Raw genomic sequence first — 11,083 nt, 5'->3', positions numbered from 1 at the left:
GAGCCGGCGCCGGGCTCGGAGAAGCCCTGGCACCACCAGATGTCGAGGTTGGCCGTGGCCGGCAGGAACTTCTTCTTCTGCTCGTCCGAGCCGAAGGTGGCGATCACGGGGCCAACCATGAAGACATTGAACTGCAGCGGCAGCGGCACCGCGGCGCGCTGCAGCTCCTCCGTGAAGATGTAGCGCTGCACCGGCGACCAGTCCTTGCCGCCCCATTCCACCGGCCAGTTGGGCGTGGCGAGGCCGGCGGCATTCAGGATGCGTTGGGAGGTGACGAGGTCCTCGCGCGACAGGTGCCGCCCCTCCCCCACCTTGCGGCGGATGTGCTCGGGGATTTCGGTGCGGAAGAAGCGGCGGAGGTCGTCGCGGAAGGCGATTTCCTCAGGCGTGAAACGCAGGTCCATGCTCGTTCTCCCTCAGCTCAACTCGATCAGCCCGGCCGCGCCCTGGCCGCCGGCGACGCACATGGTCACCACGGCGAAGCGAGCGCCTCGCCGCTGGCCTTCCAGCAGCGCGTGCCCGACCATGCGCGCCCCGCTCATCCCGAAGGGGTGGCCGATGGAGATAGCCCCGCCATTCACGTTCACCTTGGCGGGGTCGAGGCCTAACTGGTCCCGGCAATAAATGGACTGGGAAGCGAAGGCCTCGTTCAGCTCCCACAGGTCGATGTCGTCCACGCGCAGCCCGTGCCGGGCCAGCAGGCGCGGCACGGCGAAGACGGGGCCGATGCCCATCTCCTCAGGCTCGCAGCCCGCCACGGCCAGGCCGCGGAAGATGCCCAGTGGGGCGATGCCGCGCCGCGCCGCTTCCTCCGCCGACATCAGCACGCTGGCGCTGGCGCCGTCCGAGAGCTGGCTGGCATTGCCGGCGGTGATGAAGCGGCCTTCCTTGACCGGCTTCAGCTTCGCCAGCCCTTCGGCGGAGGTGTCGGGCCGGTTGCCCTCGTCCCTCTCCAGCGTCACCTCTTCCAGCCGGGGCGTGCTGCCATCCTTGTCCGGCACGCTGCGAATGGCGGCGATGGGGACGATCTCATCATCGAAGCGCCGGGACTGCTGGGCGGCGGCGGTGCGCCGCTGGCTTTCCAGCGCGAAGGCGTCCTGCGCCTCGCGGGAGATGCCGTAGCGCTCCGCGACCAGGTCCGCGGTGTCAATCATGGTGTCGTAGATGTGCGGCCGGTGCGCTTCCAGCCAAGCGTTGCGGTAGCCGGCGCGGTTCACGTGCGGCTGCACCAGGCTGATGGATTCCACCCCGCCCGCGACCGCTACCGGCACCTTGTCCACGATGATGCGCTTGGCGGCGGCGGCGATGGCTTCCAGGCCCGAGGCGCAGAAGCGGCTGACCGTCTGCGCGGCGGAGGAGACCGGCAGACCCGCGCGCAGCGCCGCGTGGCGGGCCACGTTGCCGCCCGTGGCGCCTTCCGGATAGCCGCAGCCGAGGATCACCTCCTCCACGGCCTCGGGCTCCACGCCCGCCCGGGCCAGTGCGGCGCCGATGGCGTGGGCGGTCAGGTCGGCGCCGTGGGTGTTGTTCAGGCTGCCGCGATAAGCCCGCCCGATGGGCGTGCGCGCGGTGGAGACAATCACGGCATCGGTCACGGCTGGTGCTCCCGCGCGCCGGAACGGGCGCGCTCTTCGGCGACAAGGACGCTGGCCAGCAGTTTGCCGGCGGGGCTGCGCGGCAGGCTGTGGCGAATTTCCAGGGCGGCGGGCATTTCGTGCCGGCCCAGGCGGTCGTGCAGGAAGTCCTTCAGCGCATCGAGCGTCAACTCGGGCGCGCCCTCCCGCAGCGTCACGAAGGCCTTGGCGGACTGCCCGCGGTATTCGTCGGGGATGCCGATGACGATGGCCTCCACGATGTCGGGATGCTCGTAGAGGGCGCTCTCGACGGCGGCGGGATAGACGTTGAAGCCGCCCGAGATGATCATGTTCTTGCGCCGGTCCAGCAGCGAGAACAACCCGTCCGCATCCAGCCGCCCGAGGTCGCCGGTCAGGAACCAGCCGTCCCGGAAGGCCTCCGCCGTGTCGACGGGCTTGTTCCAGTAGCCGCGGAAGACGTTGGGCCCGCGGATCGCGATCTCCCCCGCCTCCCCCGCCGGCACCTCGCGGCCGGGGTCGTCCAGCGAGACGATGCGGATCTCGATCCCCGGCAGGGGAACGCCGATCAGCCCGGGGCGCAGCGGCGCGCCCACGGGCACGCGGGTGCCGGCGGGCGAGGTCTCGGTCATGCCCCAGCCGATGCGCAGCCGCTGGCCGAATAGCCGCTCCACCTTCTGCCCTACCTCAAACGGCAGCGGTGCGCCGCCGGAGACGCAGGCATGCAGGGAGGAGAAATCGGTCCGCCCCGCATCCGGGTGGTTCAGCAGCGCGATCCACATGGTCGGCACGCCGGTCATCAGCGTGACGCGCTGCTCCGCGATGTCGCGCAGCACCGCCCCGGCATCGAAGCGCGGGTGCAGCAGCACCTCGTTGCCGTCGGCCAGGTGGCGCAGCAGCACGGTGGTCAACGCGTAGATGTGGAACAGCGGCAGCACGCCCATGATGCGTTGCTCGCCCGGCACCAGGTATTCCCCATCGTCCCAGTTCTGGTAGATGCCGACGGCGGCGGTCAGGTTGCCGTGGGTCAGCATGGCGCCCTTGGGCAGGCCGGTGGTGCCGCCAGTGTATTGCAGCAGCGCGACGTCCTCGGGCGCCGCATCCGGCCAAGCCAGGACGGGCGCCGCCTCCGCCATCAGCGGGGACAGGGGCGTCAGGCCGGGCGGAAGCTCGCCAACGGGCTCACCGCCCCAGCGGGCATCCTCGCCGACCAGCACGCGGTCGACGGCGCCACTGTCCAGCAACCACGCTGCCTGCGGCAGCAGCGATGCGAAATCGGTGGTCACCACCAGCCGCGCGCCGCTGTCGGCCAGCTTATGCGCCAGTTCCCGCCGCGCATCCAGCGCGCTGAGATGCACCACCCGCGCGCCCAGGCAGGTCAGCGCGAAGAAGCAGACGGGATGCCAGGGCGTGTTGGGCAAATAGAGCGCCACGGCCTGCCCTTTTTCGACGCCCAGTTGACGGAAGGCGCCGGCCGCCTGCGCCACCAGCGCGCCAAGTTCCGCGTAGGTAAGCCTGGCCCTGCGGTAGCGCAGCGCCGGCCGCGTACCGCCATCGGCCACCAGCTTGTCGAACAGCGCGGGAAAGGTGCTGGTCTGCACCGGGGCATCCCAGCGGCAGCCTGGCGGATAGGCGGCCTCCCAGGGGTGTGGCGGGCGGGCACTCACGCCGTCGCCCTCGCCAGGGCCCCGAATTCCTGCCCGTCCCGCGCCAGCCGATCCAGGGCGGTGGAGGGGCGCAGGGACGCGTCACCGGAGCGCTCGGCATGGGCTTCCAGCCGCCGCGCCACCGTGGCGGCGCCCAGGACGTCGCCATGGTACATCGGGCCGCCGCGCCAAGCGGGCCAGCCGTAGCCGTTCAGCCAGACCACGTCGATATCGCCGGGCCGCGCGGCGATGCCTTCCTCCAGAATGCGCGCGCCCTCGTCGATCATGGGAAGGATCAGCCGTTCCGTGATCTCCTCCCGCCCGATCTCGCGCCGGGGGATGCCGAGCTGCGCGGCGATGCGTCCGATCAGTTCGTGCACGGCGGGGTCGGGTACGCCTTGGCGGGCACCGTCGGGGTAGCTGTAGTAGCCGCGCCCAGCCTTCTGACCGAGCCGCCCGGCTTCGCACAATGCGTCGGCCACCGGCGCGGTCTTGCCGGTAGCCTTGCGGACGCGCCAGCCGATATCGAGGCCGGCCAGGTCGATCATGGCGAACTGCCCCATGCGGAAGCCGAATTCCACCAGCGCGGCGTCCACCTCCTCCGGCGCCGCGCCTTCCAGCAGCAGGCGTTCGGCCTGGGCGGTGCGGCGGGCCAGCATGCGGTTGCCGACGAAGCCGTGGCAGGCGCCCACCACCACTGGCACCTTGCCCAGACGCCGCCCCAGCTCCACCGCCGTGGCCAGGGCGTCAGGCGAGGTGGCCGCGCCGCGCACCACTTCCAGCAGCTTCATGACATTGGCGGGGGAGAAGAAATGCATCCCCAGCACATCCCCGGGGCGGCCCGTGGCCTGGGCCATCGCGTCGATGTCGAGGTAGGAGGTGTTGCTGGCCAGCAGCGCGCCCGGCCTAGCGACGCGGTCCAGATGGGCGAAGATCTCGCGCTTCAGCCCAAGATCCTCGAACACCGCTTCCACCACCACGTCGGCCGTGGCCGCCGCGTCCAGTCCCAGCCGGCCCTCGATCAGCGCCATGCGGCGGTCGCGTTCCTCCGGCAGGAGGCTGCCGCGCTGCACGGAGGTGGCGTAGTTCGCCGCCACGCGTGCGAGCCCCCGGTCCAGCGCCTCCTGCGCCGTCTCGATCACCGTCACGGGGATGCCGGCATTGGCGAAGACCATGGCGATGCCGCCGCCCATGGTGCCGGCGCCGACCACCGCCGCGCGCCCGACGCGTCGGGGCATGACGTCGCGGGGCTGGCCCGGGATCCGCGCGATTGCGCGTTCGGCGAAGAAGACGTGCCGCAGGGCCTTGGACCGTTCGTCCTGCATCAGCCGCAGAAAGGTCTCGCGCTCGAAGGCCAGAGCGGCGTCGAAAGGTTTCTCGAAGGCGGCGCGGATGCAGTCGATGCAGGCAAGGGCAGCCGGATTTCCGGCGGCGCGCTTTGAGGCTGCCGCCGCGGCCGCCTCGAAAGCCTCGCGCGGGCCGAGCCTGTCCTGGCGGTCCCGGATACGAGGCAGCGCACCGCCGGCTTCCGCCAGGGCCAGGGCACGCCGCCGTGCGGCGGGAAGCAGGTCGCCCTCCGACGCCTCTTCCACCATGCCGAGGCGCAAGGCCTGCGCCGCGTCGACGGCGGTGCCCTCGAGGATCAGCGGCAAGGCCTGCGCGGCGCCGATGAGCCGCGGCAGGCGCTGCGTTCCCCCCGCCCCTGGCACCAACCCGAGCTTGACCTCAGGCAAACCTAGCTTGGCATCGGCAGAGGCAACCCGTGCATGACAGGCCAGCGCCATTTCCAGCCCGCCACCGAGCGTCGCGCCGCCAATGGCAGCCACCACGGGCTTGGGGCAGGCATCCAGAGCGGCGATCAGCTCGGGCAGCGTGGGCGGCACCGCTGGCTTGCCGAATTCGGTAATGTCCGCACCGCCGATGAAGGTCCGGCCTTCGGCGGTGATCAGGATGGCCCGCACTTCGGGATCGGCCGTGGCATGGGCCAGCGCATCTGCCAGGCCGGCACGGACGGCAGCCCCAAGGGCATTCACCGGCGGGTTGGCGATGCGGATGACCGCGACGCCTTCTTCCACGGACAAGCTGATGAGCCCGGCATCCGCCATCATGCATTTCCCCTCGATGTTCTTGCTTGTAATTCCACAATGCAGAATTAAGTTCTGCTGTTTAAAGCAAGACCTATCGGTAGGCCGGGCGGGCGGTCAAGTGCCCTGTTTTCTCCGGCAGAGGACTCCTTCATGCGCAAGCGGCAGTCAGCAGCCTCCGAGCCCACTTCAGGTCTGGAGGAGGACGAGGAAGACCGGCAGTTCATCCAGGTGCTGGCGCGGGCAATGGATATCCTCCGCGCCTTCACGGCGGAGGACAGCGTGCTGGGGAACCAGGAACTGGCGGAGCGCACCGGCCTGCCCAAGGCCACCGTCTCCCGCCTGACCTACACGATGACCAAGCTGGGCCAACTGAGCTACCTGCCGCGCTTCGCCAAGTACCAGCTTGGGTTGGGGCTGGTGCCATTGGGGCAGCTCGCGCTGGACAACCTTGCGATCCGCCAGGTCGCGGCGCCGTTGATGCGTCACTTGGCGGAGGAAACCAACGCATCCGTCTCTCTCGGCAGTCGCGACGGGCTGTCGATGCTGTACATCGAGCACTTTTCCCCCCGCACGGCCGTGGCGCTGCAGCTCCGCATCGGCTCCCGCGTACCGCTGGGCCTGACCGCAATGGGCCGCGCGTACTACGCCGTGGCAACGGACGCCGAGCGCGCCGCGCTGGACGCACGCTTTGCCCTGGCGGAGCCGGAGCGCTGGCCCATGATCCAACAAGGTTTGCAGGAGGCGCGGGAGATGCATGCCGCGCTTGGCTTCACCATATCGGTGGGCGACTGGAACCGGACGGTCCATGCCGCCGGTGCCGCATTCGCGCTCAGCACCGGCGGCATCGTCGCGGTGAACTGCGGCGCGCCGGCCTTCATGCTGAGCCGGGAGCGCATCCTGCAGGAGATCGGACCCCGCCTGGCCGCCGTGACCCAGAGGATCGAAACCCTCGCCGGCCTGCGGCACTGATCCTGCTGCTCGGCAGCCTACCGATAGGTTCTGTTGTAAACGCTGGATCCGGACGTGCGAGGCGCTGAAGCGACGTGTGTTCAGGCTGCGCCCCCGAACAGTCTTACAATCAGTCTGGCCTGCGCCTGTATATTGCGAACGCCAAGTTCGTGAACCTGTCTCTTCTGATCATTGCTATCGCCTCGAAGGATCAATGCAGCAGGTGACGCTGTTAAGATGGCCTACCGCGCTGGCAACCTCCTGCGATCTGATGTTCGGCGGCATTCAGTCCGGAAGAGGAATGTGCTCGTCCCGGTCGTTGACCGGGAGATCGAAGCGTCCCTTCCCCCAGTTCTGCGCGCGCCACTCGGCCTTGGCTTCCTCGATGCGCTCCTTGGAGGAAGCGACGAAGTTCCACCAGATATACCGCGGCCCTGCAAGCGTCGCGCCGCCGAGGATCATGAGGCGCGCGCCCCTGGCGCCGGCCGCGACCGTGATCCTGTCGCCGGGGCGGAAGACCATCATCTGGGGAGCCTCGTAATTCTGGCCCGCGACCGAGATCGAACCCTCGACGATGTAGATGGCCCTGTCCTCATGATCGTCCGGCATCGGCAGCCGGCTTCCTGCTTCGAGCGCGACATCGGCGTAGAAGGTCTCCGAGAACATCGTCGCCGGTGCGCGTTTGCCATAGGCGTTGCCGAGGATGAGCCTGACCGAGACGCCACGGTCCTCGATCACCGGCAGCGCCTCCTTGCCATGATGCTCGAAGCTTGGCGGCACGTCCTCATGGCTGTCAGGCAAAGCCACCCAGGTCTGGATGCCGAAAAGGCTGTTCGGCCCATTTCTGCTGGCTTCTGCTGTACGTTCCGAGTGGGACACACCGCGGCCAGCGACCATCCAGTTCAGCGCGCCGGGACGGATGATCTGGTCGGCCCCGGTGCTGTCCCGGTGGTGAAAATCGCCGCGGAACAGGTATGTCACGGTGCCGAGGCCGATATGCGGGTGCGGCCGGACGTCGATGCCCCGGCCGGTCAGCAGCTCGGCCGGCCCGGCCTGGTCGAAGAAGATGAATGGTCCGACCATCTGCCGCTTCGGCGCCGGCAAGGCGCGCCGGACCTCGAAGCCGCCGAGATCCCGAGCGCGGGGAACGATCAAGGTCTCGATCGCGTCCATGCCGACCTCGTCGGGGCAGCCCGGATCAATTGCTGGGTTCCAACTCATGCGCGTTCCTATCTCCTGGAAGCCGCCTCCATGGATTGCTGACCTAGCGAGCCGCTGCGTCCAGGCCTAGCCATGACACTTGATCAGCTGTGTCGCGGAAAGTGGAACTCACATGACCGGCATCAGGGCTTGGCCTTTCGAGCCCGGCCGACCTACCTCCGCAAAACGTGGATCGTGCTTCAACATCTCGATCAGCAGTTCCGTGAGCACCCGGATTTTTCGCGGGGGATGCTGGCCGGGTGGGCGGATGACATACACGGCTCCCGGCGGCGGATAGCCCGTCATGATCGGGACGAGCGCGCCTGTAGCCACGTATCCTTGGGTGATGCAATCGGGTAGGCAGGCGATCCCTAGCCCTGCCACGGCGGCAACGGCGAGAGCATTTCCGTTGTCAGCCTTGAAGCGCCCCTGCGGCTGGACCGTGACGGTGCTGTCACCATCCATGAACTGCCAGCTTTCCGTGCCCTGCATGAGTGCCTCGTGACCGGCGACATCACCCGGCGTCTCCGGTGAGCCATGCGCTGCGATATAGCCCGGGCTTGCGACCAGCTTTCCATAGATCGGGCCGATGCGCTTCGCCATCAGATTGGAATCCCGCAGTGTTCCGACCCGATTGCACAGTCGAAACCCTCTGCGACCAAATCGACGAAGCGGTCGCTGTAGACGGTATGGATGGAGAGCCGGGGATGCCGTCGCGCGAACTCGGCGAGCATCGGGGAGAAATGTGTCGGGCCAAAAGACAGCGACATGGCGATCCGTAAGCGGCCGCGAAGGTCGCCGTTCGGCACGATCGTCTCCCGGGCTGTCTCGATCTCGGCGGAGGCTCTGGCTGCGTAATCGCGGAATGTGGCTCCAGCTTCCGTGAGTGCGGCACCACGGGTCGTTCGCGCGAGAAGCTGGACGCCGAACTCCGCTTCAAGCCTGAGGAGCCGACGGCTGACAATCGGACACCTCGAAGTACCCGCTGTTGAATGGCGTTCCCACGCAGGATCGCCGCCTCAGGCTGTGACGCGCCCCTGCTGACCCGGCTGGGTCACCGGCTTTGGGCGGCGGGTACCGCTCTTCGTGGGCGCTGTAGAGCGCTTGCAGCACCAGGATGCGGAACATCAGCACCGCATCATAGGGCGGGCGGCCGCCGCGGCTGCGGTCCGACCGCACCAGTGCCGCATCCAGCATGGGGCGGAAAATCTCGAAGTCGACCACCGCTGCAAGGCGCTCCAGCGGGTCGCCCGCGGCAGAAAGTGCCGCATACCGCTCATCGACATCGAAGAAGCCCGGCTGATCTGCCATCGCCACTGCCTCCGCTGACCAGCGGCAGTGAATCAGCTTCGCGCCTCAGCCGCGAGGTCTTTCGAAGTGTCCCGCTGCATTGCTGGAAGAGGGCGACACTCGTCAGCGGGTGATCGACCCCGCGATCATGCCACAGACAAACACCGCTGCCCCCGGGGGAGATCAGTGCGCCGGGACTGGCACCGGGGTGTTCAGAAGCTGCTGTTCCCACAGATAGGCGATGCCACTGCCAGCGGCATGTTCCTTGAGCACCTCAGTCAAGGCGGCAACCGTTTCCAACCGGGCCCAGTCGCGCTGCCATTCAGCCGCCAAGGCCAGCCAGGTCATCATGTTCGCGCCTGCTGCGATCATGCGCTGGATCGCGACCTCGTGGGCCTCAACCGAGGTGCCGCCGGAAGCATCGGTGATCACCGTCACATCCCAGCCTTCACCGAGTGCCTGGATCACCGGCATTGCGACGCAGACCTCGGTCCAGAGACCCGCGATGATCAGCTGCTTCCGGCGCGTCGCCTTGACCACATCCACAACCTTGGGATCCTCCCAGGTATTGATGAACGTCCGGTCGATGACGTCTTGGCCAGGAAACAGATTGGTGATCTGCGGGAATATGAGACCGCCACGCTCGGCGATCACACTGGTCAGAATAGTGGGGACGCCGAAGGCCTTGGCAGTCTTCGCCAGTGCCGTCGTGTTGTTGACCACCATCTGCGGATCATGGCTGTTCAGGTTCGTGAGCTGGTAGGGCTGGTGGTCGATCAGGACCAGCACGGAGTCTTCAGGACGGAGAAGAGACTTCAGGCCGTTGCGGAATGTCATGACGGTACTTTCCTGGTATCTGCGGTGAATGCGCTGTGTTCTTGAAGCGTTACGCCCCGGGCAGCGCTGCCGCCCTATTGCATCTCCGTAATGTGGTGCGATAGTGCCAGGTCACGCCGAGCTGTGTCGCAGAATGAGGAACGCCAAGTTGGAGATCGAGGATCTGCAGACATTCGTGGAGGTGGCGGATGCCGGGGGAATCTCACCCGCCGCGCGCCGGCTCAACCTGTCCAGATCGATTGTACGCCTCGAACTACTGGTTGCTACGCGGTTTCACGACCAGGATCGTCACCTCAGGTCGTGACGCGGCCCTGCTGATGAGGCTGGATGGTACGCTGGCGGCGGTCGGTGCCGCTCTTCCCCGAGCTGTGGAGTTATGCGGGCGCAGCTCTGGTGCTGAGCCAAGACAAGCGGGCGAAGTTGTAGGCGAGATTGACCATGCCGATCTTCACCTGCGCCCGAGCGATGCCGATGGTGCGCACAAAGAGAGCCATGCGGTGCTTTTGCGCGGCAAAAACATGCTCGATGCTGGAGCGGATCCGGGCGCGTGTGGCATTGGCCTTGGTCTGTTGTTCGGAGAGTTCGCGCCGAGGTGGCCGGCGGAACTGAATGCGTTCGCTCAGGCCACGCCGTTCCAGCACTTCGAAATTACGCTTGGTGCGATAGGCGGTGTCGGCCCAGACGCGGCTGGCCGTGTTCTCGGGATCCAGCAAAGCCCAAAAGCTGCGGCTATCATGTTGCGCCGCATCCGTGACAGCCCAGCGGCGGATCAGCCCATGCTGCCGATCAATGCCGATGTGGCTCTTGTACACGAAGATCGGCACGGCAATCTGGATGGCTTGGCGCTGCGTGCCGTTGGGATTGGTGCGCCCGCGCTTGAGTGTCCAGCGTGCGTCGCAATCCTTTTGCGCCCGCTTGTGCTGGGACCAGTCCGCGGGGGTACCGCCCTTCCGGATGGTAGCCTTCTCCCCAGTGGTGAGCTTCTGGCGCGGTGCTGCGATCAGGGTTGCATCGATGATCTGTCCACCCATGGCGAGAATCCCTTGGCCGCCAGCACCGCGTCAAAGCGGCGGAACAGCCCCTCGATGGCACCTGCCTGCTTGAGCTGTTTGCGGTAGAGCCAGATCGTCTTGGCATCCGGCACCGCTTGGTGCAGAGCAGGGCCCGCAAAGCGCATAAAGGACAGCCAGTCGCGCAGCTGGAATTCTGCCTGCTCATCCGAGAGGCTGAGAGCGCCTGCAGCACCAGGATGCGGAACATCATCACGGCACCATATGGCGGGCATCCGCCGCGGCTGCGATCCGACCGCACCAGCTTCGCATCCAGCACCGGACGGAAGATCTCGAAGTCGACCACGCCGCGAGTTCGTTCGAAGTGTCCAGTTGGTGGCTCGTAAACTGGACTAGTGTCCTGATCGCGAAATTCCTATGATCATGCAGGTGATCGTAGGGAGAGCCGCGATGGGCAGACCGGCGGTAACGAT

Annotated in this window: 10 protein-coding genes and 2 pseudogenes; 2 read left to right on the top strand and 10 right to left on the bottom strand. The window is 67.2% G+C overall.

Translation table 11 applies throughout. From position 1 onward, the window contains the following. The 4 genes from EBE87_RS26485 to EBE87_RS26470 form a co-directional block, all read right to left on the bottom strand. Positions 1-404 (bottom strand): acyl-CoA dehydrogenase family protein (locus tag EBE87_RS26485; RefSeq protein WP_199707757.1); only part of this gene is annotated, 404 nt, incomplete at its 3' end. A 12-nt stretch (positions 405-416) separates the two neighbouring features. After that, entirely contained in the window at positions 417-1,595 is a 1,179-nt protein-coding gene (locus tag EBE87_RS26480) for an acetyl-CoA C-acyltransferase (protein ID WP_120640152.1), read from the bottom strand. Beyond that, positions 1,592-3,259, bottom strand: a complete 1,668-nt coding sequence (locus EBE87_RS26475) for an AMP-binding protein (protein WP_120640151.1) — start codon at positions 3,257-3,259, stop codon at positions 1,592-1,594. Before EBE87_RS26475 ends, EBE87_RS26480 begins: the two co-directional genes overlap by 4 nt. After that, the gene (locus tag EBE87_RS26470; RefSeq protein ID WP_267898286.1) at positions 3,256-5,346 is read right to left on the bottom strand and encodes a 3-hydroxyacyl-CoA dehydrogenase NAD-binding domain-containing protein; all 2,091 of its coding nucleotides are present in this window, start codon (positions 5,344-5,346) and stop codon (positions 3,256-3,258) included. Before EBE87_RS26470 ends, EBE87_RS26475 begins: the two co-directional genes overlap by 4 nt. Before the next feature lie 129 nt (positions 5,347-5,475). On the opposite strand from EBE87_RS26470, the gene EBE87_RS26465 reads away from it, so the two are divergent. Then, complete coding sequence (locus EBE87_RS26465) at positions 5,476-6,294, top strand: IclR family transcriptional regulator (RefSeq protein WP_120640150.1); 819 nt, start codon at positions 5,476-5,478, stop codon at positions 6,292-6,294. A 264-nt stretch (positions 6,295-6,558) separates the two neighbouring features. Here EBE87_RS26465 and EBE87_RS26460 read toward each other — a convergent pair whose 3' ends face one another. From EBE87_RS26460 to EBE87_RS26445, 4 genes and pseudogenes are all read right to left on the bottom strand, one after another. Continuing rightward, the gene (locus tag EBE87_RS26460; RefSeq protein ID WP_120640149.1) at positions 6,559-7,494 is read right to left on the bottom strand and encodes a pirin family protein; all 936 of its coding nucleotides are present in this window, start codon (positions 7,492-7,494) and stop codon (positions 6,559-6,561) included. A 108-nt stretch (positions 7,495-7,602) separates the two neighbouring features. After that, a pseudogene (locus EBE87_RS26455) lies at positions 7,603-8,438 on the bottom strand (LysR substrate-binding domain-containing protein). A gap of 115 nt (positions 8,439-8,553) precedes the next feature. Then, positions 8,554-8,784, bottom strand: a pseudogene (locus EBE87_RS26450) (IS5/IS1182 family transposase); the annotation flags it as partial. A gap of 162 nt (positions 8,785-8,946) precedes the next feature. Beyond that, positions 8,947-9,600 (bottom strand): hydrolase, encoded by a 654-nt coding sequence (locus tag EBE87_RS26445; protein ID WP_120640148.1) that lies wholly within the window; start codon positions 9,598-9,600, stop codon positions 8,947-8,949. A gap of 133 nt (positions 9,601-9,733) precedes the next feature. On the opposite strand from EBE87_RS26445, the gene EBE87_RS30415 reads away from it, so the two are divergent. Then, positions 9,734-9,904 (top strand): helix-turn-helix domain-containing protein, encoded by a 171-nt coding sequence (locus EBE87_RS30415; RefSeq protein ID WP_267898285.1) that lies wholly within the window; start codon positions 9,734-9,736, stop codon positions 9,902-9,904. Between the two features lie 70 nt (positions 9,905-9,974). Here EBE87_RS30415 and EBE87_RS26435 read toward each other — a convergent pair whose 3' ends face one another. Both EBE87_RS26435 and EBE87_RS29540 read right to left on the bottom strand, forming a co-directional pair. Next, positions 9,975-10,631, bottom strand: coding sequence for a transposase (locus EBE87_RS26435; RefSeq protein WP_199707755.1), 657 nt, complete (start codon positions 10,629-10,631; stop codon positions 9,975-9,977). Then, positions 10,601-10,885: a transposase gene (locus EBE87_RS29540; protein WP_199707747.1), complete on the bottom strand. Its 285-nt coding sequence runs from the start codon at positions 10,883-10,885 to the stop codon at positions 10,601-10,603. The genes EBE87_RS26435 and EBE87_RS29540 overlap by 31 nt, the downstream gene beginning before the upstream one ends. Positions 10,886-11,083 lie beyond the last annotated feature (198 nt).

It is taken from the genome of Teichococcus wenyumeiae (assembly GCF_003696345.1).
Lineage (GTDB): Bacteria > Pseudomonadota > Alphaproteobacteria > Acetobacterales > Acetobacteraceae > Pseudoroseomonas > Pseudoroseomonas wenyumeiae.
The sequence above is the reverse complement of the archived record's forward strand: the minus strand, read 5'-3'. Positions and strand labels throughout refer to the sequence as shown.